The 26,466-nt window shown below is 65.3% G+C and carries 31 protein-coding genes and 2 riboswitches; of the genes, 12 read left to right on the top strand and 19 right to left on the bottom strand.

Features of this window, described 5'->3' with window-relative positions:
- Window positions 1-89 precede the first annotated feature (89 nt).
- Window positions 90-1,310 carry an acyl-CoA dehydrogenase family protein gene (locus FEF27_RS09125; RefSeq protein ID WP_208009771.1) on the bottom strand — a complete coding sequence of 407 codons (1,221 nt, stop codon included), beginning with the start codon at window positions 1,308-1,310 and terminating at the stop codon, window positions 90-92.
- Window positions 1,311-1,317: 7 nt separating this feature from the next.
- Window positions 1,318-1,408, bottom strand: a riboswitch (SAM riboswitch).
- 162 nt (window positions 1,409-1,570) lie between these two features.
- Window positions 1,571-1,658: riboswitch (SAM riboswitch) on the top strand.
- 7 nt (window positions 1,659-1,665) lie between these two features.
- On the opposite strand from FEF27_RS09125, the gene FEF27_RS09130 reads away from it, so the two are divergent.
- Genes FEF27_RS09130 through FEF27_RS09145 form a run of 4 tightly spaced genes read left to right on the top strand, consistent with a single transcriptional unit; the run spans window position 1,666 to window position 6,143 of the window.
- Window positions 1,666-2,205: a flavin reductase family protein gene (locus tag FEF27_RS09130; protein ID WP_138170555.1), complete on the top strand. Its 540-nt coding sequence runs from the start codon at window positions 1,666-1,668 to the stop codon at window positions 2,203-2,205.
- Between the two features lie 5 nt (window positions 2,206-2,210).
- The gene (locus FEF27_RS09135) at window positions 2,211-4,307 is read left to right on the top strand and encodes an acetate--CoA ligase (protein WP_138170556.1); all 2,097 of its coding nucleotides are present in this window, start codon (window positions 2,211-2,213) and stop codon (window positions 4,305-4,307) included.
- The gene (locus FEF27_RS09140) at window positions 4,304-5,599 is read left to right on the top strand and encodes an O-acetylhomoserine aminocarboxypropyltransferase/cysteine synthase family protein (RefSeq protein ID WP_138170557.1); all 1,296 of its coding nucleotides are present in this window, start codon (window positions 4,304-4,306) and stop codon (window positions 5,597-5,599) included. The genes FEF27_RS09135 and FEF27_RS09140 overlap by 4 nt, the downstream gene beginning before the upstream one ends.
- A gap of 4 nt (window positions 5,600-5,603) precedes the next feature.
- Window positions 5,604-6,143 (top strand): CoA-binding protein, encoded by a 540-nt coding sequence (locus FEF27_RS09145; RefSeq protein ID WP_138170558.1) that lies wholly within the window; start codon window positions 5,604-5,606, stop codon window positions 6,141-6,143.
- Here the strand turns inward: FEF27_RS09145 and FEF27_RS09150 are convergent.
- Both FEF27_RS09150 and FEF27_RS09155 read right to left on the bottom strand, forming a co-directional pair.
- A complete protein-coding gene (locus FEF27_RS09150) occupies window positions 6,112-7,041 on the bottom strand; it encodes a PfkB family carbohydrate kinase (RefSeq protein ID WP_166429983.1) in 930 nt (309 codons plus the stop codon). The genes FEF27_RS09145 and FEF27_RS09150 overlap by 32 nt on opposite strands.
- Before the next feature lie 32 nt (window positions 7,042-7,073).
- The gene (locus tag FEF27_RS09155; RefSeq protein WP_138170560.1) at window positions 7,074-8,360 is read right to left on the bottom strand and encodes an adenylosuccinate synthase; all 1,287 of its coding nucleotides are present in this window, start codon (window positions 8,358-8,360) and stop codon (window positions 7,074-7,076) included.
- Window positions 8,361-8,454: 94 nt separating this feature from the next.
- Here FEF27_RS09155 and FEF27_RS13345 point away from each other — a divergent pair, with 94 nt between their 5' ends.
- The gene (locus FEF27_RS13345) at window positions 8,455-8,613 is read left to right on the top strand and encodes a hypothetical protein (RefSeq protein WP_166429984.1); all 159 of its coding nucleotides are present in this window, start codon (window positions 8,455-8,457) and stop codon (window positions 8,611-8,613) included.
- A gap of 5 nt (window positions 8,614-8,618) precedes the next feature.
- Here the strand turns inward: FEF27_RS13345 and FEF27_RS09160 are convergent, their stop codons facing one another.
- The 10 genes from FEF27_RS09160 to FEF27_RS09205 all read right to left on the bottom strand — a co-directional run bounded on the left by FEF27_RS09160 (window position 8,619) and on the right by FEF27_RS09205 (window position 17,125).
- Entirely contained in the window at window positions 8,619-9,269 is a 651-nt protein-coding gene (locus tag FEF27_RS09160) for a thymidine kinase (protein WP_138170561.1), read from the bottom strand.
- On the bottom strand, window positions 9,269-9,694 hold the full coding sequence (locus FEF27_RS09165; protein ID WP_138170562.1) for a DUF3151 domain-containing protein: 426 nt from the start codon (window positions 9,692-9,694) through the stop codon (window positions 9,269-9,271). The genes FEF27_RS09160 and FEF27_RS09165 overlap by 1 nt, the downstream gene beginning before the upstream one ends.
- Window positions 9,695-9,738: 44 nt before the next feature.
- Complete coding sequence (gene phnE, locus FEF27_RS09170; RefSeq protein WP_243729178.1) at window positions 9,739-10,917, bottom strand: phosphonate ABC transporter, permease protein PhnE; 1,179 nt, start codon at window positions 10,915-10,917, stop codon at window positions 9,739-9,741.
- Window positions 10,914-11,993, bottom strand: coding sequence for a PhnE/PtxC family ABC transporter permease (locus FEF27_RS09175; protein ID WP_138170563.1), 1,080 nt, complete (start codon window positions 11,991-11,993; stop codon window positions 10,914-10,916). The genes phnE and FEF27_RS09175 overlap by 4 nt, the downstream gene beginning before the upstream one ends.
- On the bottom strand, window positions 11,990-12,784 hold the full coding sequence (gene phnC / locus FEF27_RS09180; protein ID WP_138170564.1) for a phosphonate ABC transporter ATP-binding protein: 795 nt from the start codon (window positions 12,782-12,784) through the stop codon (window positions 11,990-11,992). Before phnC ends, FEF27_RS09175 begins: the two co-directional genes overlap by 4 nt.
- 31 nt (window positions 12,785-12,815) lie before the next feature.
- Window positions 12,816-13,910, bottom strand: a complete 1,095-nt coding sequence (locus FEF27_RS09185; protein ID WP_138170565.1) for a phosphate/phosphite/phosphonate ABC transporter substrate-binding protein — start codon at window positions 13,908-13,910, stop codon at window positions 12,816-12,818.
- A 201-nt stretch (window positions 13,911-14,111) separates the two neighbouring features.
- The gene (locus tag FEF27_RS09190; RefSeq protein WP_138170566.1) at window positions 14,112-14,909 is read right to left on the bottom strand and encodes an HAD family hydrolase; all 798 of its coding nucleotides are present in this window, start codon (window positions 14,907-14,909) and stop codon (window positions 14,112-14,114) included.
- Between the two features lie 29 nt (window positions 14,910-14,938).
- Complete coding sequence (fbaA, locus tag FEF27_RS09195; RefSeq protein WP_138170567.1) at window positions 14,939-15,961, bottom strand: class II fructose-bisphosphate aldolase; 1,023 nt, start codon at window positions 15,959-15,961, stop codon at window positions 14,939-14,941.
- Window positions 15,962-16,064: 103 nt separating this feature from the next.
- Window positions 16,065-16,376, bottom strand: coding sequence for an AzlD domain-containing protein (locus FEF27_RS09200; RefSeq protein WP_138170568.1), 312 nt, complete (start codon window positions 16,374-16,376; stop codon window positions 16,065-16,067).
- Complete coding sequence (locus FEF27_RS09205; RefSeq protein WP_243729179.1) at window positions 16,373-17,125, bottom strand: AzlC family ABC transporter permease; 753 nt, start codon at window positions 17,123-17,125, stop codon at window positions 16,373-16,375. The genes FEF27_RS09200 and FEF27_RS09205 overlap by 4 nt, the downstream gene beginning before the upstream one ends.
- Before the next feature lie 63 nt (window positions 17,126-17,188).
- Here FEF27_RS09205 and FEF27_RS09210 point away from each other — a divergent pair, with 63 nt between their 5' ends.
- Both FEF27_RS09210 and FEF27_RS09215 read left to right on the top strand, forming a co-directional pair.
- Entirely contained in the window at window positions 17,189-17,641 is a 453-nt protein-coding gene (locus tag FEF27_RS09210) for an Lrp/AsnC family transcriptional regulator (protein WP_138170569.1), read from the top strand.
- Window positions 17,642-17,676: 35 nt separating this feature from the next.
- Entirely contained in the window at window positions 17,677-18,336 is a 660-nt protein-coding gene (locus FEF27_RS09215; RefSeq protein WP_138170570.1) for a glutamate racemase, read from the top strand.
- On the opposite strand, the gene FEF27_RS09220 is transcribed toward FEF27_RS09215, so the two are convergent.
- Window positions 18,308-19,297, bottom strand: coding sequence for a diacylglycerol/lipid kinase family protein (locus tag FEF27_RS09220; protein WP_138170571.1), 990 nt, complete (start codon window positions 19,295-19,297; stop codon window positions 18,308-18,310). The two genes, FEF27_RS09215 and FEF27_RS09220, sit on opposite strands and share 29 nt — an antisense overlap.
- Before the next feature lie 84 nt (window positions 19,298-19,381).
- Between FEF27_RS09220 and FEF27_RS09225 the strand changes: the two genes are divergently transcribed.
- Window positions 19,382-19,675 carry an MGMT family protein gene (locus tag FEF27_RS09225; protein WP_138170572.1) on the top strand — a complete coding sequence of 98 codons (294 nt, stop codon included), beginning with the start codon at window positions 19,382-19,384 and terminating at the stop codon, window positions 19,673-19,675.
- 10 nt (window positions 19,676-19,685) lie between these two features.
- Here FEF27_RS09225 and FEF27_RS09230 read toward each other — a convergent pair whose 3' ends face one another.
- The gene (locus FEF27_RS09230; protein WP_138170573.1) at window positions 19,686-20,360 is read right to left on the bottom strand and encodes a TrmH family RNA methyltransferase; all 675 of its coding nucleotides are present in this window, start codon (window positions 20,358-20,360) and stop codon (window positions 19,686-19,688) included.
- 61 nt (window positions 20,361-20,421) lie between these two features.
- Here FEF27_RS09230 and FEF27_RS09235 point away from each other — a divergent pair, with 61 nt between their 5' ends.
- Window positions 20,422-21,603, top strand: a complete 1,182-nt coding sequence (locus FEF27_RS09235; protein ID WP_138170574.1) for a MalY/PatB family protein — start codon at window positions 20,422-20,424, stop codon at window positions 21,601-21,603.
- 58 nt (window positions 21,604-21,661) lie between these two features.
- On the opposite strand, the gene pyrE is transcribed toward FEF27_RS09235, so the two are convergent.
- Entirely contained in the window at window positions 21,662-22,252 is a 591-nt protein-coding gene (pyrE, locus tag FEF27_RS09240) for an orotate phosphoribosyltransferase (RefSeq protein ID WP_138170575.1), read from the bottom strand.
- 107 nt (window positions 22,253-22,359) lie between these two features.
- On the opposite strand from pyrE, the gene nadE reads away from it, so the two are divergent.
- Together nadE and FEF27_RS09250 are read left to right on the top strand one after the other, a co-directional pair.
- Window positions 22,360-23,187, top strand: coding sequence for an ammonia-dependent NAD(+) synthetase (nadE, locus tag FEF27_RS09245; RefSeq protein WP_138170576.1), 828 nt, complete (start codon window positions 22,360-22,362; stop codon window positions 23,185-23,187).
- A gap of 28 nt (window positions 23,188-23,215) precedes the next feature.
- The gene (locus FEF27_RS09250; RefSeq protein WP_138170577.1) at window positions 23,216-24,019 is read left to right on the top strand and encodes an exodeoxyribonuclease III; all 804 of its coding nucleotides are present in this window, start codon (window positions 23,216-23,218) and stop codon (window positions 24,017-24,019) included.
- An 18-nt stretch (window positions 24,020-24,037) separates the two neighbouring features.
- Here FEF27_RS09250 and FEF27_RS09255 read toward each other — a convergent pair whose 3' ends face one another.
- Genes FEF27_RS09255 through FEF27_RS13655 form a run of 3 tightly spaced genes read right to left on the bottom strand, consistent with a single transcriptional unit; the run spans window position 24,038 to window position 25,856 of the window.
- On the bottom strand, window positions 24,038-24,355 hold the full coding sequence (locus FEF27_RS09255; RefSeq protein ID WP_138170578.1) for a P-II family nitrogen regulator: 318 nt from the start codon (window positions 24,353-24,355) through the stop codon (window positions 24,038-24,040).
- Window positions 24,355-24,960, bottom strand: a complete 606-nt coding sequence (locus FEF27_RS13650) for a DUF1538 domain-containing protein (protein ID WP_243729180.1) — start codon at window positions 24,958-24,960, stop codon at window positions 24,355-24,357. The genes FEF27_RS09255 and FEF27_RS13650 overlap by 1 nt, the downstream gene beginning before the upstream one ends.
- Entirely contained in the window at window positions 24,960-25,856 is an 897-nt protein-coding gene (locus FEF27_RS13655) for a DUF1538 domain-containing protein (protein WP_243729181.1), read from the bottom strand. Before FEF27_RS13655 ends, FEF27_RS13650 begins: the two co-directional genes overlap by 1 nt.
- A gap of 145 nt (window positions 25,857-26,001) precedes the next feature.
- Between FEF27_RS13655 and FEF27_RS09265 the strand changes: the two genes are divergently transcribed.
- Window positions 26,002-26,433, top strand: a complete 432-nt coding sequence (locus FEF27_RS09265; protein ID WP_138170579.1) for a VOC family protein — start codon at window positions 26,002-26,004, stop codon at window positions 26,431-26,433.
- Window positions 26,434-26,466 lie beyond the last annotated feature (33 nt).

Raw genomic sequence — 26,466 nt, forward strand, 5'->3', positions numbered from 1 at the left:
ATGGGACTGCCTACAGGTACCCTACCGAGGTCGTACTCACCCAGAGTGCCCGGGGTGGAGCACGGCTCCTCCGCTCGGCGTCTTCCCGCCTACACCTTCTGGGTTTCCTGCGGTTCTCCGACGCTCCAGAGCCGCACCGGTGCCGTTCCGTTGACCCGGTAATCTCCGGCAATGCGCGCCTTGTACACCCAGGGGTTGTGGCTGGCCACGGTCCGGGCGTTGCGCCAATGTCTGTCCAGGGACTTCCCCCGGTTCGTACCTGAGGCCCCCAATGCGTCGAAGATGCGACTGGTGGCCTCCAGCACCGGCTTATGCAGCGCCACCTGGGCCCGGCCGGTGGCCAGCTCCACCTCATCGACTGCCCTGTCCTGCTCCTCTCGGCTCAGCTTCCGAGTCGCGAAAGCCTCATCGAGTGCCCGCGCGGTGGCCAGGACCTGGGCCCGGGCTAGAGCTGCCGCGGCGTCGACCTCCCCCACCGCCTGCAGCAGCTGAGGGTCAGAGGCGGGCTGCAGCGTGTTCGCGTGGGAATAGGTCCGCTTACGCACACGGAGGGTCTGCGCAATATCGCGTACGGCCGCCTCAGCGATCCCAGCCCACACAATCAGCAGGATGTGCTGGTACAACGCGGTCTGGTACGGGAATCGGTCGGTCAGTTCGCGGACCTCGTAATGGGTCACCGCCGCATTGGTCAGTGCGGCAGACCCGGACCCGGTGGTCCGCTGGCCGAATCCATTCCAATCGTCACTGATCGCGACCCCGGGCTGGTCCCGCCGGACCAGCAGGCCCAGCTCGTAGCCGGCCTCATCACGCGCGGTCACGTCAAGCCAGTCCGCGAAAATTGAGCCGGTCGTGTAGTACTTCACGCCGTTGACCACCGGGCCGCGCGAGGTGTGCTTCAGCACGGTTCCGGAGCGGTCAAACCCACCCTGACCGGGCTCGGTCCACGCGTTCCCGGCCAGCTCGCCAGCGCCAAACCGCTCCAACCAGCTCCGCGCAGACTCATTGTCGGACCCGCGCCAGAGCGCGTCTTCCTGCACCGCGAGGTGACCGCGGAAAATTTGTGGGAGATTGCTGTCCTGCGCGGCAAGCTCGACCAGCACCTCCGTGGTCTGCACCCAGTCCAGACCCAGCCCGCCCAACTCCTCGGGAACCCGCAGCCGCCCCAGACCGGCCTCCGCGAGCGCCCTCACCTCCCGGTACGCCAGAGTCCGGTCCAGCTCCCGGTCCAAGGCGTTGGTCCCCGCCTCAGAGATTGCCTTCTCCAACTCCTGGGGCAGGTGGAGCCGGGACAGGTACATACGTGCATTCATGGGTTCTCCTCCATCGTCTCTGGCGGTAGCACCGGTCCTGTGTCAGGGGGTTGCTGCGATGTCTGCGGGCCAGATCCCTCGATCGCTCGTGATGGTCTTCCCTGAAATGTTCAAGGCAAAGTCAGCCTAATGCTCAATTCCCTGAAGCACGCAAGCCCTCTGCGGCTCGCGTCACACAACGTCATGCTCGTCCACCCGGTTACATCTCGAAATGTGACACATCTTTTGCCCGGTCAAGACTCAGAGGCGTACGGTAGAAGAGTCCATCCCGAGCGGCCGAGAGATCTGGCTCTGTGACGCCGCAGCAACCCGGAACATGCCGGGTGCTACCGCCAGGTTCGATGGGAGATCTTCCATGAGTTTGTCTGCAGCAACCCTCGCAAGGCCCTCGGTGAGCGCTGAAGCCCTGGATCCGCTGGAGCTCCGGGCTGCTTTCGCCCAATTTCCGCAGGGGATCGTGGTGGTCGGCGCTGAAATAGACGGCGCCCCACAAGGCCTGGTGGCTTCCACCTTCACTGTGGGTGTCTCCCTGGATCCGCCCCTGGTGACCTTCGCAGTCCAACACACCTCCGGGACCTGGCCGCGGCTTCGGGAGGCCGCCTCACATCTGGGCGTATCGGTGATCGGCGCCGAGCAGCAAGGCCTGTGCCGGCAGATCGCGTCCAAGGATCGGGCTCAGCGCTTCGCCGGGGTTGATTACATCACCGACGACGACGGCACCCTCGTCCTCAATGCCACTCCGCTGTGGCTGAAGACTCGGATCTACAACCAGTTCACCGCAGGTGACCACGACATCGTGGTCCTGGAGGTCCTGGACCTGGCGGCCGACGCCACCCGAGGTGGATTGGTCTTCCACCAGAGCGCCTTCACTCCCCTGCCCTCGCACGAGGCCTGACCTCGATGACCCACCCCGCTGAGCACCAGTCTGCCCTGGGCAGTCCGGTCCACCCGGCTTCAGCCGACCTCCGCCAGTGGAAAGAGCCCCATCGCGGGGGACCAGAGTCTCAGCGGCTGGCCTTCTGGGACCGCGCTGCCGGGCTGCTGGAGTGGCACACCCCCTGGCACACCACGCACTCCTGGACACCGCCGGACACGCACGCCCGCCGCGGACCTGAGCTCGGATGGTTCCTCGGCGGGCGCCTCAACGCTGCGGTCAATTGCCTGGACCGGCACCTCGCCGCTGGCCGCGGGGAGCGGGTCGCCCTGCACTTCGAGGGTGAGCCCGGAGACGCGGAGTCGGTGACCTATGCGGACCTGCACCGCCGGGTCAGCCAGGCGGCGAACGCTTTGGAACGGATCGGCATCGGAGCCGGCGATCGAGTGGTGATCTATCTGCCAGTGTTGGTGGAGACGATCGTCATCACTTTGGCATGCGCACGAATCGGCGCAGTCCATCAGCTGGTGTTCGGGGGCTTCTCCGCCGAGGCGCTGAGATTCCGCGTCGAGGACACCGGCGCCAAGCTGTTGGTGACTACTGACGGGCAGTACCGCCGGGGCGCAGCGGTGCCGGTGAAGGCCAACGCCGATGCCGCTGTGCGGGGCCTCACCGTGGACGCCGGAGGCACCGTGGAACATGTCCTGGTCATCCGCCGGACGGGCTCGCCGGTGGAGTGGACCAGCGCCGATCTCAACGGTGACGGCCTGGGCCGCGACCTCTGGTGGCATCAGACAGTCGAGACCGCACCGACGGCGCATCAGCCGCAGTTCTTCGACGCCGAGGCTCCGCTTTTCATCATGTACACCTCAGGCACCACGGGTAAGCCCAAGGGCCTGGTGCACACCACGGGGGGGTACCTCACCGGGGCGCTGTACAGTTTCCTGCGCCTGTTCGCCCACCCCGACCCCAGTGCTCGCGACGACGACGTTCACTGGTGCACCGCTGACCTCGCCTGGGTCACCGCGCACACCTATGAGATTTACGGGCCGCTGGCCGCCGGCGCCACGCAGGTGATCTACGAAGGCGTGCCCAACGTGCCGCACGCGGGCCGGCACTTCGACATCATTGAAAAGCACCGTGTCACCAGCTATTACACCGCACCCACCCTGGTGCGCTCCCTGATGGGCTGGTTCCCCGAAGGGGTGCCCGCCCACTACGATCTCAGCTCCATCCGCATCGCCGGCACTGTGGGAGAAGCGGTCAACCCCGAGGCCGCGAACTGGCTGCGCGCCCAGATCGGCCGCGACACCCGCACCCCGGAGGGCAGCCCGGCCCTGCCGCTGGTGGACACCTGGTGGCAGTCCGAGTCCGGCTCCGCAGTGCTGAGCCCCCGGCCGGAATCCACCCGGCAGAAGCCCGGCAGCGTGGCGCAGGAAATGCCCGGATGGGAGGTCGAGGTCGTCGATGAGCACGGCGGCGCCACAGCTGCGGGCGTGCAGGGCAATGTGGTGGTCACCCGCACTGGCCCGTCCATGGCGCGCACCGTCTGGGGGAACCCGCAGCGGTACTACACCAGTTACTGGCAGAAGTACGCAGACCAGGGGTGGTTCCTCGCCGGTGACGCTGGACAGCGCGACGCCGACGGCGACATCTGGATCCTGGGCCGCACCGATGACGCGATCAACGTCTCCGGGCACCTGCTCTCCACCATCGAGATTGAGTCCGCACTGGTCAGCCACCCTGATGTGGTGGAGGCTGGTGTGGCGCCGGTGCACGATGCCACCTCAGGACACGCCGCGGTGGCCTTCGTCGTGCTCACCTCCGCCGCCCACCAGCGCCTCAGTGGTGACCCTGCGGCGGAGGCAGAACTGAGCAGCGCGCTGCGCCAGCAGGTCACAGAGGTCATCGGCCCGGTGGCGAAGCCCCGGTCGGTGATCCCGGTCCCCGAGGTCCCGAAGACTCGCTCCGGAAAGATCATGCGCCGGCTGCTGTCCCAGCTGCACGACGGCGAACCCCTCGGTGACACCACAAGTCTGCAGAACGAGCCCTGTGTGCCGCGGATCCAACAGATCTGCGAGACTCGCAGTACAGCACCCGTGAAGGAGAACACATCAGCATGACTCGCGACCATCAGTTCGGTTTCCGCACCCGTGCACTGCACGCCGGGGCCGTCCCCGACGCCACCTATGGCACCCGTGCAGTGCCGATCCACCAGTCCACCTCCTTCGTGTTCAAAGACACCGACGACGCCGCGAACCTCTTTGCGCTGCAGAAGTTCGGAAACATCTACTCCAGGATCGGCAACCCCACCGTCGCCGCACTGGAGGAGCGCCTGGCGTCCCTGGAAGGCGGGATCGGAGCGGTGGCCACGGCCTCCGGAATGAGTGCAGAGTTCCTGGTCTTCGCCGCGCTCTGCCAGCAGGGCGACCACATTGTGGCCAGCTCCAAGCTCTACGGCGGCACCATCACCCAGCTGGATGTCTCCCTGCGCAGGTTCGGCATCGAGACCACCTTCGTGAACTCCGATGAGGCCGAGGACTTTCGCGACGCGCTGCAGGAGAACACCAAGCTGATCTTCACCGAGGTGGTCTCCAACCCCTCCTCGGACGTGGTCGACCTCCCCGGGCTGGCGCAGGTGGCCCACGATCACGGCATCCCGCTGGTGGTTGACTCCACGCTGACCACCCCCTATCTCTTCCGCCCCCTGGAGCATGGGGCTGACATCGTCACCCACTCGGTCACCAAGTTCTTGGGCGGGCACGGCACCACACTCGGCGGCGTCGTGGTGGAATCTGGCCGGTTCCCCTGGGACAACGGCAAGTTCCCGCAGATGACGGAGACCGTGGACTCCTATGGAGGGCTCTCCTGGTGGGGGAACTTCGCCGAGTACGGATTCCTCACCAAGCTGCGAGCCGAGCAGCTGCGTGACTTCGGGCCAAGCCTGACCCCACAGGCGGCGTTCCAGCTGATCCAGGGCGTGGAGACCCTGCCGCAGCGCATGGAAGAGCACACCAGGAACGCCCAGCAGGTCGCAGAGTGGCTGGAGGCCGATCCCCGGGTGGACTATGTGAAATTCTCCGGGCTGCCCAGCCACCGTCACCACCAGCGGGCCAAAGAGCTGCTCCCCCACGGTGTCAGCTCAGTGTTCAGCTTCGGCATTGCCGGGGGCCGGGAGACCGGTGCCCGATTCATCGAGGCGCTGCAGCTGGCCAGCCACCTGGCCAATGTCGGTGATGCCCGGACCCTGATTCTCCACCCCGCCTCCACCACCCACCAGCAGCTCAGCGAGGCACAGCTGCAGGCCGGCGGGATCCCTGCGGACCTGATCAGGATTTCTGTGGGGCTTGAGGACGTTGAAGACATCATCTGGGACCTGGATCAGGCCCTGGAGACCGCCACCAAGGGAGAGTGAAGAGATGACGACGACGCCAACCGCCCCTGAGAGCACCTCGGCAGATCACCCGCACGGGCTCTGGGAGGAGCCGGGTCCGGCCCGCCGGCTGCAGCTGCTGCGCAGCGCCAAGTCGGTGGCGATCATCGGCATGAGCGACAAACCCTCGCGTGCCAGCTATTTTGTGGCGACCTACCTGGCTTCCGACTCCAGCTATCAGCTGTACTTCGTCAATCCGCGGCTGGTGGGCAAGACGGTGTTCGGACAGCCGGGCTATGGTTCGCTGGCTGAGCTGCCGGAGGCCCCCGATGTGGTGGTGGCCTTCCGCAAGCCCGAGGATCTGCCACACCTGGCCCAGGAGGCTGCTGATTCCGGTGCCAAGACGCTATGGGTGCAGCTGGGCATTGAGAATGACGAAGCGATGCAGATCGCCACTGACCTGGGGCTCAACGCAGTACAGAACCGGTGCATCAAAATTGAGCACGGCCGGTTCCACGGTAATCTCCATTTGGGCGGATTCGACACTGGAGTGATCAGCGCCAAGCGCCAGATAGTGGACCGCTGAGGCTCACTGGTCCCCAAGGGGCGAGACCTTGAAGTATGCGGACATCGCGCCGGGGTGCTCCGCTGCGCGGGCGGCGAAGGTACTCGCCCGGACCAGCGCCTCCTCCTCGCTGCATCCGCGGGTCAGCGCCGCCAGCATGACCCCGGCGAACGCATCCACCACACCCGGTGGTGTCCTGCACCTGGGCGGGCTCTGCGGGCTGATGCAGGGGCAGCTGGCCCCGGCGGAACAGGTCTACCCCTTCCCCACCACGGGTGACGACCACCGCCTGCACACCCACCGCTGCGGCGAGGTCGGCAGTCTGTTTCCAGCCGGCACCGGCGATGTCGAGGATTTCGACCTCGTTGACGATGAGGACGTCGATCAGCCCCTCCGGCAGCGACCCCTCAAGCGCCGGGGAGGCGTTCAGCGCCACCTGGACACCGTAGGCCTTCGCGCGAGCTGCGAACCGGAAGGCCTCGGCTTCCGGCACCTCCAAGCTCAGCAGTGCCCATCGTGCACCTGCCAAGGATTCTTCGCTGGGGTCAGCGGCACTCAGCTGGGCGTTAGCTCCGGGCTCCACCACAATAGTGTTCTCCCCGTCGGTGCGGACGCTGATATAGGCAGTCCCGGTGGCCGCACCTGCGCAGCGGCGCAGCTCAGCGGTCTGCACTCCGGCGGCCTGCAGAGCTGCACGCGCGGCTGTCCCGCCGGCGTCGTCTCCCACTGCCCCGATCATCCGGGTCGCCGTCCCCTGCAGGGCGGCAGCTACGGCCTGGTTGGCGCCTTTGCCGCCAGTGGCCCGAGTGACCGCCCGTGCGGTGACCGTCTGGCCAGGCTCGGGAAATTCGCTCACCTGCAGCATGACGTCTTGGTTGACGGAGCCGAAGACCACGAGCGCCGGAGTCGCTGCGGTCATGTGTGCGGACATCCTCGCTGCGCCAGTCAGCGTCAGCTGATGAGGTCGCGGACCTGGATGACCTGGTCCCGGCCGGGCCCCACTCCGATCGCGGAGAACGGGGCACCTGAGATCCGTTCCAGGGCGAGGATATAGTTCCGCGCATTCTCCGGGAGGTCCTCCAGGGTGCGTGCGGCGGTGATGTCCTCAGTCCAGCCGGGGAAGTTCTCGTAGATCGGTGTGGCGTGGTGGAACTCGGTCTGGGTCATCGGCATCTGGTCGTGCCGGACGCCGTCGACGTCGTAGGCCACGCACACCGGGATCTGGTCGATCCCGGTCAGCACGTCGAGCTTGGTGAGGAAGAAGTCGGTGAACCCATTGATGCGGGCGGCGTAGCGGGCCATCACGGCGTCGTACCAGCCACAGCGGCGGGGGCGGCCCGTGTTGACGCCGAACTCACCGCCGGTCTTCTGCAGGAACTCCCCCCAGCTGTCGAACAGCTCGGTGGGGAACGGCCCGGCACCCACACGGGTGGTGTAGGCCTTGATGATTCCCACTGAGCGGGTGATGCGGGTGGGCCCGATGCCCGAGCCGACACTGGCCCCGCCGGCGGTGGGGTTCGACGACGTCACGAACGGGTAGGTGCCGTGGTCCACGTCCAGGTAGGTGGCCTGACCACCTTCCATGAGCACCACCTCCTCGCGGTCCAGGGCGTCGTTGAGCAGGATGGTGCTGTCGACCACCATGGGTCGCAGTCGGTCCACGAAAGCGAGAAAATAGTCGGCGATCTCATCGACGGTGATGTCGCGCCGGTTGTAGAGCTTCACCAGCAGCTCGTTCTTCTGCCGCAGTGCGCCTTCGATCTTCTGCCGGAGGATGGATTCGTCGAAAATGTCCTGCACACGGATGCCCAGCCGGCCGACTTTGTCCATGTAGGTGGGGCCGATCCCGCGCCCGGTGGTGCCGATGGCACGCTTGCCGAGGAACCGCTCGGTGACTTTGTCCATAGTCTGGTGGTACGGGGCCACCAGATGAGCATTGGCGCTGATGCGCAGTTTGGAGGTGTCAGCCCCGCGGGCTTCAAGTCCGTCGATCTCTTCGAAGAGCGCCTCGAGATTGACGACCACCCCGTTGCCGATCACCGGGGTGGCGTTGGGTGAGAGGATGCCGGCGGGAAGGAGCTTGAGCTCGAACTTCTCGCCTCCGACCACCACGGTGTGCCCGGCGTTATTGCCTCCGTTGGGTTTGACCACATAGTCGACCCGGGAGCCGAGCAGATCAGTGGCCTTGCCCTTCCCCTCGTCGCCCCATTGGGCACCGACAATGACAATGGCTGGCATGAGCGGGAGTCCTTCCGAGGCGGGTGTTGAGCCTCACTGAGTCTACCAACGCTCCATCCAGCATGCGCCAAGGCCTCCTACGTAGGGTCGTGGCATGTTTGCAGCGATCAAGAGGCTCCTCATCACGGCGTTCAAGGCTCGCGTTTTGGCCAAGTTGGCGTTTCCCAAGGTGGTGCTGGTCTGGCTTGGCTACAAGCTGGTCAGGGCTTTGCTGGGGCGGAAGCGGGGCGCCGACGCCGCGCAGGGACGCTGACCGGGTTAGCCCAGCGTCCCTCCCGAGAGGTGAAGGTAGCACCCGGCGCACAGCGACTCGTACCACACATCGGCGCCGTCGATGGCAATCTGCTCACCGTCGAAGAGAACCGCATCGCCCTGCCGGCGCGTGTTGAACACTGCTTTCCGGCCACAGCTGCAGATGGTCTTCAGCTCCTCCAACGTATGCGCCAGGTCCATCAGACGGGCTGACCCGGGGAAGGCGTGAGTGCGGAAGTCGGTCCGGATGCCATAGGCCATCACCGGCACTGCGTCGAGCACGGCGATGCGCAGGAGGTCGTCCACCTGTACCGGGGTGAGGAATTGAGCCTCATCGACTAAGAGGCAGGCCACCGGCTTGACCTCGGCTGCGGAGTGCGGCGTGGCCTCCCCCAGTCCTTCAAGCAGGGTGCCGGTGGGGTCGGCCGTGGCATGGCGATGGTACAGCGCCCGGAGATCAGCATCGGGGGCGATGAGGAAGTCCACGCTGCGGGCCACGCCCAGCCGGGAGACGATCTGGTCGTCGCCTTTGGTGTCCAGACCCGGCTTGGCCAGCAGGACACGCTGATTGCGTTCTTCGTAGTTGAACGCAGCCTGCAGCAGCCCGGTGGACTTCCCCGAGTTCATCGCCCCGTAGCGGAAATAGAGTTTTGCCATCAGCTCCGCAGAGCGCGGATCTGCTCCGCAGCGGTGGGGTCGCAGTCGTTGAGCAGGGTGCCGATACGTTCCACCTCACCGTGCTCTGCAATAGCAGCAGCGGCCTGCCCCAGGGCAGCGAGGGAACGGAGGAATCCTCGGTTGGGTTCGTGCGTCCAGGGAACCGGCCCCTGCCCGCGCCAGCCGTTGGCGCGCAGTGCGTCCAGCCCACGGTGGTACCCCACCCGGGCGTAAGCGTAACCCTCAACGGTGTACCCAGAATCCAGGGCCTCTTCGGCCAACAGGGCCCATACCAGGGAGGAGGTGGGGTGTTTGGCGGCCAGGTCAACGGGCTCCTCGCCGGCAGCCAAGGATTCGATCACTTCCGGCTCCAGCGGCAGCAGGGTGGGTTCCGGTTCCATCAGGTTTCTACCGAGAATGCTCATGGTGCTCATCCTAGCCGGGCGGACCGCCGTGTCCTGGCGGGATGTCAGAGGGCGACTGCCCGCGGGGGTTCCGGCGGCGGGGCGGCCTCAGCTTGCTTGCGCGTCCGCCGCCTGACTGTCTTGCCGTGTATGACCCGGTGCCGGACGAACCCTGAGATCTGGTCCACCGCCATGGTCACGGCGATGATCACAAACAGGGTGATGCCGATAGCTTCCCAGTCGTAGGGCCGCTGACCGAACAGGCCATTGGGCGGACTGATCAGGCGGCCGATGCCCCCGGCGCCGAGGGCGCCCAAGATGGCGGAGGCCCGGATATTGACTTCGAACCGGTACAGCCAGATGGCGAGCACCTCGGGCAAGACCTGTGGAAGCACCGCCCAGCGGATCATCTGCATGTGGGTAGCTCCGGACGCGCGGGAGGCCTCCAGCGGACCCTGGTCGACTCCTTCGATAGACTCTGAGATCAGTTTGGACAGGGTGCCGATGGAGCTGATGCCCAGTGCGAAGGCCCCGGCCATGGCTCCGCCACGCTCAGCGGGCCCCACGCCCAACAGGGGAATGAAGATGGCCACGGCGAAGACAATCTCCGGCACCGCGCGGATGACCGAGAGGATAAACCGCATCGGAATGTAGGTCCCCAGTGGCGTCAGGTTCCGAGCGGCCAAGATACCGCAGGGCAGCGAAAAGAGAGCCCCGACGAGTGTGCCGATCCAGGCGATCGCCACCGATTCGAGCATGGCGTCGAAGGCGGAGGACCAGTCTCCCCGGACGTCTTCGTCGGGGATCTGCGCCACTCCCCCGATCATCTGACCCGAGAAGTCCCAGACTCGGGCAGGCATCTCCAGCAGCGCGCTCAGCGTCATGCCCGTTCCAGCTGCTGAAGAGACGAACAGGACCCCCAGCATGATCAGCGCCATGTTCCACCAGAACTTCGCGGGCCGGATGGGCCGCAGGTCCAAGCGGTCCGGAGCGTATCCCTGGCGCCCGTGGCTGGCGGCGAGGCGGCGCCGCTCCGCTGCGCGCTGTCTGCCAGTACCGGCGTAGGCCAGCCCGTACACTGCCAAAGCCACGGTCACCGCGCCAGCTGCGAGGGCGGTGCCCCACATCATCCGAGAGAAAACATCCGATGCATTCGCTGCAGGGGAATAGGTGAGAAGGAAGGCGCCAGCCGCCAGCAGCACGGCACCGACCAGCGCCGAGGCGACCTTGTGTCCGTGGCTCACAGCAACCTCCTGCGGATCCACAGCGAGAGCAAGTCCACCATCAGCACTACCAGCACCAGTGCCCAGAGGATGGCGCCGACATTCTCATACCCCTGGGACATCCTGCCGATCTGTCGACTGAGCTCGCCGCCGATGCCGGCCACACCGACCACGCCCAGCGCTGCCGACGCCCGGATGTTGAGCTCGAAGACATACAGGCTGTAGGAGATGAAGCTGGGCATGACCGCTGGAAGGACAGCGACGCGGTCACGTTGAACCAGAGTGGCTCCGGCCGCGTCGGCAGCCTCCAGGGGGCCTGGGTGAATGGCGTCGATCGATTCGCCAAGCAGCTTGGCCACGATGCCGATGTTGAACATGATCAGCGCCAGTACCGCCGCCAGGGCACCAAGACCGTAGGCCGTCCCGCCCAGGAACGCGGCGAACAGCAGCGCCCACCCGACGTCCGGGATGGACCGGACGACTGAGTTGATGGCTTTGACGGTTTGGCTGGTGCCGGTGTTCAGACTGGAGACGGGCGAGGCGAGCATGGCCAGCAGTAACCCGATGAAACAACCGATGATGGTAGCCACCACCGCCATGCACAGCGTGATCAGCCACTCCCCCCAAATCGGACGGGAGGTGCCTGCCACATTCTGAAACAGCAGGTATGACCAATCGGGATTGAAGTAGCCCACCAGCTGATCGCGGGTGTTGCCGCCGGTCAGCCGCCGGGGCACCTCCGCAATGCGGTCGATGAAGTGAATATTGGACCCAGCCCAATAGGTGATCACCACGATAGCAAGCCCGCCGAATGCTCCCATCGGGCTGACCCGCAGCCGCCAGCAAAGCACCAGGATGAGCATCATCGCCCCGAGCCCCAGCAGCGGGTCTCGAGGCGCCCAGAGCACTGTGTCCCCCAGCGGGAGGAAGAGCACCGCCTGGCCTTCCCAGTTCCAGATGAAGAAGCTGGCGGCGGCCGCAGCGAGAAGCACCAAGCCCAGGTAGGGCGCCAGTGCGGGCTTGGGTGGAGAGGGCCGGTCGGTGCCAGGCTCCGGCCGAGGCTCAGTGACTGGACGCTCCGACAATGCCGCGCTCACCCAGGCTCCTTGCTGGAGACCTCGGCCTCCGGTGCCAATTGGTCTCCGGCGGAGACCTCACGCTGGTAGACCTCGGCGATGACACTATCAGTGGCCTCGGCGGTGGGACCGTCGAAGACGACCTTTCCGTCGCGCATGCCGATGATCCGGTCCGCGTAGTCACGCGCGAGGTCCAGATGGTGCATATTCACCACGCAGGTGATGCCGAGGTCACGCTGGATGGTGCGCAGATCCCCCAGGACTTTACGCGCCGTGGGGGGATCCAGCGAGGCCACCGGTTCATCGGCGAGAATCACCTCCGGGTCCTGCGCCAGGACCCGTGCGATTGCCACCCGCTGCTGCTGCCCTCCGGAGAGCGCTGCTGCCCGGTTATAGGCCTTCTCCACAATCCCCACACGCTCCAAAGACTGGAAGGCCACTTCCTTGTCCTGGTGACCGTACCAACCGATCAGCGAGCGCCACGTCGGGGTGAAGGCCGAGCGGCCGATGAGCACATTGTTGAGAACGGTGATGCGGCCCACGTTGTTGAACTGCTGGAAGATCATCCCCACTTTCGAGCGCAGCTTCCGCAGCTTCGACTTGTTCTTGGGGTCCACCACCGTCTCACCGACGCTCAGCGTGCCGTGGGTGTAGGGAACCAGACCGTTGACTGCCCTGATGAGTGTGGATTTGCCAGCACCGGAGAGTCCGATAATGGCCACAAACTCACCCTGATGAATTTCCAGATTGATGCCGCTCAGGCCCCGGAAACCGTTGGGGTAGACAACCTCGACATCCTCAAACTTAATCATGGGCCCAGCTCAGATCAGCTCAGCGGCCGAGTCACTGATCGCCGAAGTCGTTGTAGACCTGACGAGCGACATCGAGGGCTTCCTCGTCGGCGGGGACCAGACCGTTGATCTCGTAGACATCGTAGAGCGGGTCTCCTTCCTCGAGGTCACCGGACTCGGCGAAGCTCAGCCATGCCTCGACCAGCAGATCCAGCTCTTCGTCGGTGAACTCATCGGAGGCGACGATCCCGTCATTGGGGATCGGCCCCGCCCAGGCGAAGACCACCAGCTCCTCACCCACGTCCGGGTTGTCATCAACAATGTTCCCGCGGGCGTCGTCAAAAGATGTTCCGATGGTGAAGTCGCCGTTGTAGACCGCTTCCACCGCCTGGTCGTGTCCGCCGGCGAACTGGGCGTCAACCTCGACCCCGAGCTCATTGAGCTGAGTCTGCGGGAAGTAGAAGCCGGAAGCGGAACCCTCTTCCACGAACGCCACCGGTGTGCCGTCCTCAATCAGCTCCAGGGCCTCCTCACCCATGGGGCCGTATTCGGCCATTTCCCCGGTCTCTTCGTCGAGGATCCCGTTGCAGAAGAGGAACCCGTCCTCGTCGGCGACCGGCTCGTCGTCGAGGCAGTAGGTGTCGGGGTCGTTGGTGAACCACTGGGTGACGTAGGTGTCGGAGCCGAAGCGCAGCGACTGCAGAATGGGGGTCCCGCCTGCCTCATCCTCGGCCTGGATCATGCCTATCGGCCCCGACATCAGCAGCTGGACGTCTCCTGACTGCATTCCTTGGATGACCCCCAGGTAGCTGTCGGCGAAGAAGATGTCTACGGGGAAGCCGTCGAGCTGCTCGGAGAGCTGTTCGGCCAGCGCCTCAGCGTTCTGCTCCTCCGCCTCCGTGGCGGAGTCGGTGGCTGGCACCAGGCCGATGGTGATGGAGTCGACGGATTCGATCTCACCGGCGGCTTCGCCGGCGTCCTCACCCTCCTCAGTTCCCTGATCACCGTTGTCCGTGTCGTCCACGTCAGCGGCGTCGTCGTCATCGGCGTCATCGCCGGTGAGGTCACCCTGATCGCCGGCGCAGGCCGCGAGGGAGAGGGTCAAGACACTGGCCAGGGCGAAGGCCGACTTGGTGTTCATGCGCATGTGGGGGTGTCCTTCGAGTCAAGTCAAAGTGCAGGTGCGGTTACCCGAGCGAAGCGGCTTGTGGCCCGCCCGAAACAGTCTCCAGGCACCGGGCCTGTGAGCCTCACCTCACTCTAAGTGGCGGGCGAACCTGGCCACAACCTGAAAGCGTGCCTCACTGGAAGGTTTCATGCAGCGTTAACTTCCGGGAGCTGCCAATTCTCAGTCCGACCAGCTGCGGATGATGGGTGCTGAACGCGCGAAACTCTCCACCCGATGGTCGGGGTCCCCGAGGCCGGTGGCGAAGCGATCGATCAGGACGGTGGTTCCCCCGAGGGCATCTACGTGAGCTAAGTCGTTGGCCCAGATATCGCCCACGGAGAGCACCTGGGTCTGCGGCACCGGTTGCGCACCGGTGACACGCGCCTGCTCCAGTGTCTGCGGCATGCCAAAGGGTTTCTGCGCGGAGTTGATGACGGCATCGAAGCTGGTGTGCAGGCCCAGTGCCTGCAGCCATACACCGAACCCCTCCGCAGGTGCGTTGGTGGCCAGGACTGCGCTCACCCCTGAGGCGCGGACCTCGCTGATGAGGTCCGCGGCCTCGGCGGGTGCATGCACGTCTGTGTGGTGCAAGCCCCGGGAGAGCAGCTGCTGCCGGGCCTGACGGAACGCTAGGCCGGTCTCCTCATTGGTGAGCCCAGCCTGGGCCGCCAGCAGCTGCACCAGCTGGTAACCGTCCTGCAGCGGCCAGCTGACCGGGTGGGCCTTGCCGACGCTCGCAGACGGGTCGGTGCTGACCGCCAGCGGGGTGCCTGCGGCCTCGTACTGAATATCCTCAACCAGCAGACTGTTCTGCTCCAGGGCGGCGGTGACGGCTTCCCGGACGCTGCGGCCTGCAGGGTAGCTGCGAGGCTTCTGAGCCAGCATGCCGTCGACTTCGTCAGCGTAGGCCAGTACCGGATCGTCACCGAGGCACAGGGTGCCGTCGAAGTCCAGCAGGAGGAGCTTGGGCGGTCTCACCGCAGACGTGTCGCCTTCCGGCAGTGGGGTTACTTGATGGATTTGCCGGCCGAACCGAGCCGCTGGGCCGCTTCGACCACTCGCTGGGCCATGTTCTCCTCAGCGGCCTTGCCCCAGACCCGCGGATCGTAGGTCTTCTTATTGCCGACGTCACCGTCGACCTTCAGCACCCCGTCGTAGTTCTTCAGCATGTGATCGACCACCGGCCTGGTGAACGCGTACTGCGTATCGGTGTCGATGTTCATCTTGATCACCCCGTAGCTGACCGCATCGGAAATCTCCTGCTCGGTGGAGCCGCTGCCACCGTGGAAGACCAGATCAAAGGGGTTCTCCTTGCCGTACTTCGCGGAGGTCTGTTCCTGGATGTCCTTGAGGATTTCCGGGCGCAGCTTCACATTGCCGGGCTTGTACACCCCGTGCACGTTGCCGAAGGTCAGCGCCGTGATGTAGCGCCCCTGCTCACCGAGGCCGAGAGCTTCAATCGTTGCCACGGCGTCCTCAACAGTGGTGTAGAGCTTCTCATTGATCTCGTTCTCCACGCCATCCTCTTCACCACCGACGGTGCCGATCTCCACTTCGAGGATCTGTTTTGCCGCAGCGCTGCGCGGAAGCAGCTCAGCAGCAATTCGGAGGTTTTCTTGCAGCGTTTCCGCCGATCCGTCCCACATGTGGGAGTTGAAGACGGGGTCACGTCCGGCCTTCACCTCAGCCTCTGAGGCTTCCATCAGCGGGAGCACGAAATCATCAAGCTTGTCCTTGGGGCAGTGGTCGGTGTGCAGGGCAATGTTCACCCCGTAGTTCTTCGCGACCTGCTTGGCGAAAGTGGCGAAGCCCAGCGAGCCGGCCACCATGTCCTTCACGAACGGGCCGGACCAGTACGCTGCGCCTCCCGTGGACACCTGGATGATGCCATCGGACTCAGCGTCGGAAAAACCCTTCAACGCCGCATTCAGCGTCTGGGAGCTGGTGACATTGACCGCTGGGTAGGCATAACCACCTGACTTCGCCGAGTCGATCATCTGGTTGTACTTGTCAGGGGTTGCAATGGCCACGCTGAAGCTCCTTTGACGTTGAGTCTGACGGCGCAGCGCGGCAGGCTGGGCACTGCGCTGCTGCTGTCCATCCTATGGCAGGCCGGCCGGGTTGTCAGAGTCTCTAGGGTATTCCCAGCAGGCGAAGTCCAGCCGCGGCCGCGGCTCCGGTGAGCACCACCACGATGAACGGCGCGCGCAGCGCCAGCGCCGCAGCGGCGGCCACAAGGGCTCCCAGACGAGCATCGAAGGTGATTCCGGCACCATCCGAAAAGGTGTTCATCGCCACCAGCGCAGCCAGCAGGGCGACAGTCATGGTCCCCGAGATCCGCATCACCACAGGGTGGCTGAGCCAGCTGCCGGGGACCAGGTACCCGATGATCTTGGTGGTGTAGGCGGCAGCGCAGGCCAGCAGGACCCACATCCAGAGACTCATTGTGCGTTCCTCCTGCGCGTGCGAGCCCCGTGCTGCTCAGCGCCGCTGAGACGGCCGCCGTCGCGGTCGCGGCGTGCGGAGATGAGCCCCCAGATCACCGCCACTGCGGCAGCCACCAGCACTGGCACACCGGCAGGAACCGGGGGCATGATGAGCACGGTGATCAGCGCAGCGACCACCGCCAATGCCCAGGGTTCCCGGGAACGCAGCCGGGGCCATAACAGCCCCAGGAACGCAGCGACGACGGCGCCATCGAGCCCCAGTGCCTCCGGCTCAGCGATGAAGTCACCGAGCAGGGCCCCGATCACGGTAGCGATGTTCCAGCCCAGGTAGCACGCGATGCCGGTAATCCAGAACCCGCGCCGCTGTTCAGCGGCGGTCTCCTGCACCGTGGAGGTCGCCATCGTCTCGTCGATCGTCAGCTGAGCCGCGGCCAGCTTCTTCACTCCCCTGGGGTTCAGCAGCGCTTTGAGCTGTACGGCGTAGATGGTGTTGCGCAGGCTCAGCAGGGTGGCACCGCCAAATGCGGAGGCGGCAGCCCCTCCGGTGGCCACGACCCCGATGAACGCGAACTGCGAACCGCCGGTGAACATCAGGGCGCTGAGCGCGACCGTCTGCCCCAGCGTCAACCCGGAGGCCACCGCCAGCGCTCCAAACGACACACCGTAGAGTGAGATGGCCGCGGCAATCGCCAGTCCGGTCTTCGCTGCCGGGGTGAACCGGAACAGCGCCTCATCATGCTTGCTCACAACGCAATATTAGTGAAAAAATTGCGCGATTATATTGCCAACTCATGAGGCTCAAAGACTATTATGCGCAACAAACACACTCTTGACGAGCTGGATCACGCGATTATTGCCGAACTCGTGGCAGATGCCCGGCTGAGCAACACGGAGCTGGCGCGGCGAGTCGGGCTGACCCCGGCTCCATGCTTGCGCCGTGTGCAACGCTTGGAACGCGCCGGCGTGATCGCCGGATACCACGCGGCAGTCAGCGCCAAGGCGGCCGGACGGGGCTTTGAGGTGATCGTGGCGATCGATATCGCCGTCAACAACAGTGTCACCATCGAAGACTTCGAATCCGCAGTGGTTCAGGTGCCAGAAGTGACCGAAGTCCGCCGTATGTTCGGCCAGCCGGACTACTACCTTCGTGTGGAGGTCACCGACGGTGAGGCCTACGAGTCCTCCGTCATCCGGACACTGTCCCAGCTGCCGGCGGTCAATCGGATCCTGTCACACCAGACTATGCGGCGACTCAAGGGGTGAACGCCGCCTCAAGCCTGATGCGCTAGCGTACCTCTGTGCAGATTGGTGTGTTCGACTCCGGAATCGGCGGCGAGGCCGTGGCGGCTCGGCTGCGCGAGCTGCTGCCGCAGGCACACGTGGTCACCGCACACGATCAGCCCCACATGCCCTACGGCAGCCGCTCAGAGGATGAGGTGTACCGGCTCACCAAAGCTGCGATCCAGCCGCTGCTGAGTGCTGGCTGCGCTGCGATTGTGCTGGCCTGCAACACCGCCACCGCAGCTGCGATCGAGCCGCTGCGCACCGATTATCCGGACACTGCATTCGTTGGGCTGGAGCCCATGATCAAACCAGCCAGCGCGGTGTCGGTGACGAAGACGATCGTGGTCTGCGCCACCCCGGCCACCTTGCGCAGCCGCCGGTACCAGCAGCTGAAGCGCGACTGGGCCCTCGGCGTGACCGTGATCGAACCGGACTGCACGGTCTGGGCAGAAACCATCGAGACCCACAGGGCAGACCAGGTGGACCTGCAGGCGGTGGTGGAGGCTGTGCGGACGCACGCCGCCGACGTCGTCGTGCTCGCCTGCACGCATTACCACTGGATCAAAGCCCAAGTGGAGAGCGCCGTCGGGCCTCACGTGATGGTGCTGGAACCCTCCGACGCCATCGCCGCGCAGGTCCGCCGGCTCACAGCAGCAGCAGCGCACCGGGGATAAGTTCGACCTCCACCACCACTCCGGCTGCCCCAGCTCCGTGGCCCGAGTGCAGTTCATCTCCATCAGCGAAGACCGGCACCTGCCCCGGAACCTCCACTCGGAGGTGGCGGACCCGGCGGGTGGTCAGCGGCCGCAGCAGGCGGTGCATCCGCAGCATCAGCAGAGGGAACAACGCCACCAGCCCGGCCCTGCTCAGTGGCTCGATGTGTGAGACCTCAGCCCACCCATCGTCGACCCGGGCCGTCGGCGCCAGCGGAATTCCTCCGCCGATTGAGCTGCCGTTCTGAATGCAGACCAGAGAAGAGGCGTGGCGCTCTGCAACGCCGGCCTCCGCCTGCAGCACGAACTCCTCAGCGTGAAAATGCGGGACCTCCCGGACCAGGGCAGTGAGGTAGCGCAGCTTCCGGGGGACCCGGCGCTGGGCATTGGCCCGCTGATTGACCTGCGCGTCGAATCCGATGTTCACGGAATTGGCCACCCACTTCGGTCCGCTGAGCGTGGCCCCCGACTCGGCACAGAAGAGGGTCAGCCGCAGCGCGTCCACCCCCCGCACCGGAAGCTCGGGCTGCTTCAGGGCCTCCAGCACTCGGTTCAGGGCCGCGGTGTACCGCCGGGGAATGCCACAGGCGCGGGCAAAGTCATTGCCGCTGCCGGTAGGGACGATCCCGAGCGGGACCCCCTGCCGGGCGACCAGGTGGGCCCCGAGACTCACCATGCCGTCTCCTCCGCAGACCACCACCGCGTCGACACCCTGCCCCACTGCGGCCTGCGCCTGAGCCAGCTGCTCGGTCTGGTCACTCGGATCTGGGATCAGCAGCTCCACCTGCGGATCGCCGTGCTGCTGAAGGCGCCTCCGAGTGGTGTGGAGCACTGAGCGCCGGCCGGCGCCCGGGTTCATCAGCACCAGCACCCGGCGCACCGGCGCACCGTTCCCGCCCGCAGTCCCGGCAGCACTGGTCATGTCCGCACTCGAAATCGCCTCCTCGACAGTCTTCAGTCTGATGATCGTAGCGGCTGGACTCTGATGTGGAGATAAGGTGCTGGTGTGGAAGAACAGACCCACGAGCAGGTGCGCGAGATCATCGCCTCCGTACCTGCGCGAAAAGTGGCAACCTACGGCGATATTGCCGCCTTGGCAGGCCTGCCCACGCCACGGATGGTGGGCCAGGTGCTGCGCGAGGACGGCTTCGACCTGCCCTGGCACCGGATCATTCGCGCCACCGGCGTCCCGGCACCGCATCTGGTCACCGAGCAGCTGCAGCGCCTGCGCGCCGAAGGAGTCCTGGCGGTGAACTCCAAGGTTGATCTGCGGCGCTACCGGTGGAACCCGCAGTTCTGAGCGGGGCCGCTCACTCCACGGCGGCGTGCTGCTGGATCCAGGCGTGCATCGCGATTCCTGCGGCGACTCCGGCGTTGATGGACCGGGTGGAGCCGAACTGGGCGATGGACAGGGTGGCATGGGCAGCCTGTCTCACCGGCTCGCTGAGCCCGGGGCCCTCCTGACCGAAGACCAGCACGCACTGCTGAGGCAGCCGGTAGGTCTCCAGTGGCACAGACTCTGGGAACAGATCCACCCCGAGCACGACGACGCCGGCAGCCTCTGCCCAGCCCACAAAATCCTCCACTGAGGGGTGATGCCTGATGTGCTGGTACTTATCGGTCACCATGGCACCGCGCCGGTTCCAGCGCTTCTTGCCAATAATGTGCACCTCCTGGGCGAGGAAGGCGTTGGCTGTCCTGACCACGGTGCCGATGTTGGCGTCATGCTGCCAGTTCTCGATCGCCACATGGAAAGGGTGCCGTTTAGGGTCCAGGTCCGCCACGATGGCCTCATGCCGCCAGTACCGGTAGGGGTCGATCACATTGCGCCGGTCTCCGTGGAGGAGCAGCTCGGGGTCCAGGCGCGCGTCCTCCGGCCATGGCCCCTGCCATGGTCCCACCCCCACTTCACGCTCGGGCGCGGCTCCCGGGAGGGGCTCCGCGGGAGAGCCGGCGGCGTCGTGTGCTGTGTTGCCCTGATCCACGTCATCACCCTACTCCGGTCCCCGCCCTGCCTCATTAGTCTGCATTCGGTAGGCTCGTGCCATGAGTGATGCGCAGAATCCTCTGGAAGTCCTCGGTCTCGAGCAGCTCAGGCGCCGACGGTCCATGAAGTGGCGGACCTTCGGTGACGATGTGCTGCCGCTGTGGGTGGCCGAGATGGACACTCCGCTGGCCGCGCCGGTGGCTGAGGCGCTGCAGGAGATGATCGAGCTCGGCGATACCGGCTATCCGCACACCGGGCCCTATGTGGAGGCGTTCCTGCAGTTTGCGCAGCAGCGCTGGGGGTGGGCGCCCAGGTCCAGCCAGGTCCGCCCGGTGCGGGATGTCATGACCGGAGTGGCTGAGGCGCTGAAGCTCGTGGGTGAGCTCTGGGACACCGTGATTGTGTCCTCACCGGTATATCCCCCCTTCTTCACGTATCCGGTCAGCGCAGGGCGCCGTGTGGTGGAGGCCCCGCTGGGCCCCGACGGGCGGTTGGACTTCGACATGCTGGAAGAGTCGTTCAACCTGCGCACCACCGGCGGGCAGGCGACCTACCTGCTGTCCAACCCGCACAACCCCACCGGAGCAGTGCACACCAAGCAGGAGCTGCAGCGTCTGGCCCAACTTGCCGCGGACTACGGCGTCCGGGTGGTCGCCGACGAGATCCACGCCCCGTTGGTCTACTCGGAGGCGACCTTCACCCCGTACCTCTCGGTGGACCCGCACGGCTATTCGGTCATGTCGGCCTCCAAAGCCTGGAACCTCGCCGGGCTCAAGGCGGGCCTGCTTATTGCTGGCAGCGAAGCTGCCTCGGAGCTTGCCGATCTGGCCCCGGAGGCCTCCCTCGGTGCCAGCCACGCCGGTGTGGTCGCCCAGACTGCGGCGTACGCACAGGGCCAAGACTGGCTCGACGCCGTCATTGCCGGGCTGGAGGAGAACAGGTCTCTGCTGATGAGGCTTCTATCCGAATCAGCACCCGAGGTCACGGTCACTGTCCCGGAATCCACCTACCTGGCCTGGCTGGACTTTTCCGCCTATGGATTTGACGATGAGCCCGAGGGCGGCACCGAGTCGCCGCTGCAGGGCCCGGCCAAGCACCTGCTGACCGAGGCGGGGGTTGCCCTCTCCCCCGGGCATGCCTTCGGCACCGGCGGCCAACGCCACGCACGGCTGAACTTCGCCACTAACCGGGCGGTGCTCACCGAAGCGGTCCAGCGCCTGGGCGCCGCCCTGAGCCGCTGACCCCTGAAAGCGCTGAGCCCTGAAAGCGCTCACCCCGGAGCGCGCTGACCCCGGAGAGTCAGTCCAGCCCGAGGTCTGCCTTGGAGTAGGCATAGAAACAGGGAACCCCTGCCTCGGCCTCGATCTTCTCCTTCGCCCCAGTATCCCGGTCAACGATCACGGCGACCGCCTGCACGTCTCCCCCGGCAGCCCGCACCCCTTCCACGGCTTGGAGTGCGGATCCGCCGGTGGTGGACGTGTCCTCCAGGACCACCACCTTCCGTCCCTTGATGCTCGGGCCTTCCACCTGCCGCCCCATCCCGTAGGACTTGGCCGCCTTGCGCACCACAAAAGCGTCCAGTTCCCTGCGCTGAGCGGCAGCCGCATGCAGCATCGCAGTGCCCACTGGGTCAGCGCCCATGGTGAGCCCGCCCACGGCTGAATACTCCATGCCGGCGTCGTCGAGCATTTTCAGCATCACGCGGCCCACCAGCGGGGCAGCCTCATGGTGAAGGGTCACCCGGCGCAGATCCACGTAATAGTCAGCCTCTTTGCCGGAGGAGAGCGTGACCCGCCCCCGCACCACAGCGTGCTGGCTGATGAGATCGCTCAGGCGGCTGACTTCAGGGTCATTGTGCTGCGCAGCAGCGGCAAAGGAAGACGACGTCATGGCCCCATCCTATGCGGGTGTCACTCACCTGACGGGGACAAAACTCCAAGCTGGTCACCAGTAGGGGTTCACCCCGCAGTGACATGGGGCTGGCTACACTGGCGGGTATGCGCGAGCTTCAGAGAGTCATCATCGAAGAATTGGGCGTCAAGCCCCACATTGATCCGGCCCACGAGATCGACCGGCGCGTGAAGTTCCTCGCCGACTACGCAGAGGCCTCAGGTATGCAGGGGTTCGTGCTCGGCATTTCCGGAGGCGTGGACTCGACCTTGGCCGGCTATCTGGCGCAGCAAGCCGCGCAGACCCTGCGCGACCGGGGCACCGACGCCCGGTTCCACGCCATGCGGCTTCCGCACGGAGTCCAGCAGGATGAGGCCGACGCCCAGTTGGCCCTGGACTTCATTGACGCGGACCACGTACACACCTTCAACATCGAAAAGTCGGTCACCGGCGTGGACGTAGCCTACCGGGAGGCCTTTGGCAGCAGACTGGCCGACTATCACCGCGGAAATGTGAAGGCCCGGCTGCGGATGACGGTGCAGTATGCAGTCGCCGGCGAGAACAACGCCCTGGTGATCGGCACTGACCACGCCGCAGAGTCAGTCACCGGATTCTTCACCAAGTTCGGTGACGGCGGTGCGGACATCCTGCCGAACTACACGCTGAACAAGCGCCAGGTCCGCCAGCTCCTGCAGCACCTCGAGGTGGAGGAGCATATCTGGTCCAAAGCGCCCACCGCAGACCTGCTGGACGACAATCCGGGGCAGCTCGACGAGGCTGAGCTGGGCATCACCTATGACGAGATTGACGACTATCTTGAGGGTCAGCACATCGACGACGACGCCGCCGCCCGGCTGGAGCGCCAGTACCTTGCCACCCGGCACAAGCGCACGATGCCGGTGACCCTCTTGGACGAATGGTGGCAGCGCGGCTGAGTCAGCTGGTGCTGGTAGGTTTGGTCGCGTGAGAATCGCGACCTGGAATGTCAATTCGATGCGTGCCCGGGCCGACCGGGTGGAGGCCTGGCTGGAGAAGTCGGACGTCGACGTCCTGGCTATTCAGGAGACCAAGTGCAAGGACGAGAACTTCCCCTGGGAGCTCTTTGAGCGCAACGGCTACGAGGTGGCGCATTTCGGATTCAGCCAGTGGAACGGAGTGGCGATTGCCTCGCGGGTGGGCCTGACCGAGGTCGAGCGGGCGTTTCCCGACCAGCCGGCATTCGGCAAGAACGGCAAGGACCCGGTCGAAGAGGCCCGGGCGATTGGCGCCACGTGTAACGGCGTGCGGCTGTGGAGCCTCTACGTCCCCAACGGACGCTCACGCCATGACGAGCACATGGAGTACAAGCTGCGTTGGCTGCGCCAGCTGCGCGAACACGCACAGTCTTGGCTGGCTGAGGATCCGCACGCGCAGATCGCCTTGGCCGGGGACTGGAACATCGCCCCGGAGGATGACGACGTCTGGGATATCGACTTCTTTGAGCGAAACCAGCTGACACACGTCACCGCGGCCGAGCGGGAGGCGTTTCAGGAGTTTGTGCAGGCCGGCTTCACGGATGTGGTCCGCCCTCACACGCCGGGACCAGGGGTCTACACCTTCTGGGAGTACACCAGCCTGCGGTTCCAAAAGCGGCAAGGCATGCGGATCGACTGCCACCTGGCCTCACCTGCGCTGGCTGCCCGGGTGCGGCACGCGTATGTGGACAAGGACGAGCGGCGGGGCAAGGGAGCCAGCGACCACGCCCCAGTGGTCATCGAGCTCAGCTAGGACCGCGGCCGGAACGGATCACACGGTGTCGAAGTGGCCGGGAATGGACACCTGGTCCACCGGCACCGAGAAGCAGATCCCGTGGGAGTCGTCGCCGTCGAAGATGACCTCGTGCACGCAGGCCATCAAGGTTTTCACCTTTTCAGTGGGCACCACCATCATCAGCAGAGACTGCGCTCCGGTGAAGCGAACACCGAAGATGGTCCGGCGGGCGTGGGATCCGACGCCCCGCGCAGAGAGTGCGGTCACGCCCGTGGCGCCGGCGTCCTCCAACAGTGTGATCGCCTTTTCTTCCTGATCGTCTGGGGTGACCACGAACACCACGCTGTGGGCCATCAGGCACCCTGCCGGGTGGGGGAATCGGGCGTGGCCCCTCGGGCCGCTGCTGTGAGTCGCACAATGCAAGCATAACTAAGCACAGCTATCACGGGGCCGACCGAAGCGAAGGCAATCAGGCCGAAACCGTCCATCAGCACATCCCGCCCCGGCACTGCAGCCGTCAGGCCGATGCCCAAGGCGGTAATCAGCGGCACAGTGATCTCACTTGTCGTGACTCCCCCGAGGTCGAAGGCCAGCGGCACCAGGTCCTTGGGAGCGAGCAGCATCAGCACCAACGCCAGAACATACAATCCAACGATGGCGCCGACGAAGGAGCCTCCGGTGAGAATTCTGAGCACCCCTATCCCGATGCCGAGCGCCACACCGCAGGCGACCAGCATACGCAGCGTGCTGGAGCGGAGCCGTTTCTCGGAGATCTCCTCTGCCTCATCACTGATCGCCATCAGTGCGGGCTCCGCCATGGTGGTCGCAAACCCGATCAGCACCCCGAACAGGATGACCAGTAGCACCTGATCGGTCGCGATCAGCTGCTCGGCCATCTGGCGCCCCATCGGCAGCAGTCCGATGTCCAATCCCACGATGAACCCGTAGAGCCCCAGCACTACCAACCTAAAGCCGAGTGTGACCCCCACCGGATTGCCCGCCGTCTGCGCAACACGACGAACTGGAAGAACAGCACCACCGCAATAACCGGCAGGACGTCGCGCACCACCGTCATCAGTCCCACCACCAGATGCAGCCACTGCAACTGACCCTCGGGAGCCTCCGGGGCGCCCAGGTCTGCCGGGGCACCGAATCGGTATACAGCGATACCGTAGAGCTGCACGCTGATCATCGGCACCATCACGCACAGTGCCATCAGGCCGAACCCGTCTCCCAGTCGGCTCCTGCCGCGTATCGAGGCTGCCATGCCGATTCCGATCGCGGCGATCAGCGGTACGGTGACAATATTGGTGGTCACTCCGCCGGAGTCGTAGGCAAGGCTGGCCACCTCTTGCGGTGAGACCAGAGTGAGGGCAAGCACCACGCCATAGCCGATCAGCAGCACGCGGTGCAGCGGCCACCCTAGGAAGACACGCACGGCTCCGAGGACCATCACCGCGCCCACGCTGAGCGCAATGACAAACCGCAGGGTGAGGCTGTTGATCCGACCCTCGCTGACTAATTCTGCCTGGTCGGCCACAGAGATCAGTGCTGGTTCCGCAATCACCGCGGCAAATCCGATGCCGAAGCAGAAGGGCAGCAGCTTCCACAATGACGCCGTTTTCACCAGTTTGTTGGTGATGGATTTTCCGACCGGGAAGACGCTGCGCTCGAGTCCCTCCAAGAAGAGGGCGATGCCAGCTGCGACGATCAGCAGGCCGGTCAGGATGGAGATGGCATTCTCAGGCATCTGCCGGAAGACGGCGGCCTGAAAGAGCAGGACTACGGCGAGAATCGGAGCCAATGCTTTCAGCGCGTGGATAAATCTGCGCCGCAGGGAGTGCAGCAGCTTCACGTTCGCTCCCCTCCGCGCGCCCGCCGCACACCGCCGGTCTGTATGTCCTGTACCAGGATACGTGCAGCTACAACAGTGCCGGACCGTGGTGGTGGAGCCAGGGCCCCACTCTGGATTCCGCGAAGCTCCGGAGTAGGCTGGGCGCATGGAGCCACGCATCTCCCTGGTCACTTTGGCGGTGGACCACCTCGGTCGATCGAGGGAGTTTTACGTGGTCGGGCTGGGGTGGGAGCCAGCGGTGGAGGCCCCCGGAGTTGTCATGATCAAGACTGGCCAGCACCTTCTTTTCTCGCTGTGGGACAGGTCTGAGTTCGAAGAAGAGGTCGGCCCGGTTGCCCGTGGATCTGGCGTGCCCCCGATTTCCTTGGCGCATAATGTCGCTTCGCGGGACGAGGTCGACGCCGTGCTGGCAACTGCTCGGTCCGCCGGTGCGAGCCATGTGTCGCAGGCCGTCGAACGCCGGTGGGGAGGCTATAGCGGCTACTTCGCCGACCCTGACGGATACCGGTGGGAGATCGCCTGGGCCCCCGGGGCCATTGAGGCGTTGGTGCTTCCCGGCCATGAGCCCCAAGCTTAAAGACTGAAACCCCCGGTTTCCCAGGGGTTTCAG

Origin of the sequence: Nesterenkonia sphaerica, from assembly GCF_005771565.1 — a bacterium.
In the GTDB taxonomy this organism is placed as follows: domain Bacteria; phylum Actinomycetota; class Actinomycetes; order Actinomycetales; family Micrococcaceae; genus Nesterenkonia; species Nesterenkonia sphaerica.

What these genes read in the sequence shown, in the direction of transcription:
- FEF27_RS09220 (WP_138170571.1), bottom strand. Translation starts at nt 19,297, where the DNA reads ATGACCAGTGCTGCCGGGACTGCGGGCGGGAACGGTGCGCCGGTGCGC.
- FEF27_RS09165 (WP_138170562.1), bottom strand. Translation starts at nt 9,694, where the DNA reads ATGAGCATTCTCGGTAGAAACCTGATGGAACCGGAACCCACCCTGCTG.
- FEF27_RS09130 (WP_138170555.1), top strand. Translation starts at nt 1,666, where the DNA reads ATGAGTTTGTCTGCAGCAACCCTCGCAAGGCCCTCGGTGAGCGCTGAA.
- FEF27_RS09265 (WP_138170579.1), top strand. Translation starts at nt 26,002, where the DNA reads ATGGAGCCACGCATCTCCCTGGTCACTTTGGCGGTGGACCACCTCGGT.
- FEF27_RS09200 (WP_138170568.1), bottom strand. Translation starts at nt 16,376, where the DNA reads ATGAGTCTCTGGATGTGGGTCCTGCTGGCCTGCGCTGCCGCCTACACC.
- pyrE (WP_138170575.1), bottom strand. Translation starts at nt 22,252, where the DNA reads ATGACGTCGTCTTCCTTTGCCGCTGCTGCGCAGCACAATGACCCTGAA.
- phnC (WP_138170564.1), bottom strand. Translation starts at nt 12,784, where the DNA reads ATGATTAAGTTTGAGGATGTCGAGGTTGTCTACCCCAACGGTTTCCGG.
- FEF27_RS09185 (WP_138170565.1), bottom strand. Translation starts at nt 13,910, where the DNA reads ATGCGCATGAACACCAAGTCGGCCTTCGCCCTGGCCAGTGTCTTGACC.
- FEF27_RS09145 (WP_138170558.1), top strand. Translation starts at nt 5,604, where the DNA reads ATGACGACGACGCCAACCGCCCCTGAGAGCACCTCGGCAGATCACCCG.
- FEF27_RS09235 (WP_138170574.1), top strand. Translation starts at nt 20,422, where the DNA reads ATGAGTGATGCGCAGAATCCTCTGGAAGTCCTCGGTCTCGAGCAGCTC.
- FEF27_RS09140 (WP_138170557.1), top strand. Translation starts at nt 4,304, where the DNA reads ATGACTCGCGACCATCAGTTCGGTTTCCGCACCCGTGCACTGCACGCC.
- FEF27_RS09150 (WP_166429983.1), bottom strand. Translation starts at nt 7,041, where the DNA reads ATGACCGCAGCGACTCCGGCGCTCGTGGTCTTCGGCTCCGTCAACCAA.
- FEF27_RS13345 (WP_166429984.1), top strand. Translation starts at nt 8,455, where the DNA reads ATGTTTGCAGCGATCAAGAGGCTCCTCATCACGGCGTTCAAGGCTCGC.
- FEF27_RS09125 (WP_208009771.1), bottom strand. Translation starts at nt 1,310, where the DNA reads ATGAATGCACGTATGTACCTGTCCCGGCTCCACCTGCCCCAGGAGTTG.
- FEF27_RS09255 (WP_138170578.1), bottom strand. Translation starts at nt 24,355, where the DNA reads ATGGCCCACAGCGTGGTGTTCGTGGTCACCCCAGACGATCAGGAAGAA.
- nadE (WP_138170576.1), top strand. Translation starts at nt 22,360, where the DNA reads ATGCGCGAGCTTCAGAGAGTCATCATCGAAGAATTGGGCGTCAAGCCC.
- FEF27_RS09160 (WP_138170561.1), bottom strand. Translation starts at nt 9,269, where the DNA reads ATGGCAAAACTCTATTTCCGCTACGGGGCGATGAACTCGGGGAAGTCC.
- FEF27_RS09135 (WP_138170556.1), top strand. Translation starts at nt 2,211, where the DNA reads ATGACCCACCCCGCTGAGCACCAGTCTGCCCTGGGCAGTCCGGTCCAC.
- FEF27_RS09210 (WP_138170569.1), top strand. Translation starts at nt 17,189, where the DNA reads ATGCGCAACAAACACACTCTTGACGAGCTGGATCACGCGATTATTGCC.
- FEF27_RS09155 (WP_138170560.1), bottom strand. Translation starts at nt 8,360, where the DNA reads ATGCCAGCCATTGTCATTGTCGGTGCCCAATGGGGCGACGAGGGGAAG.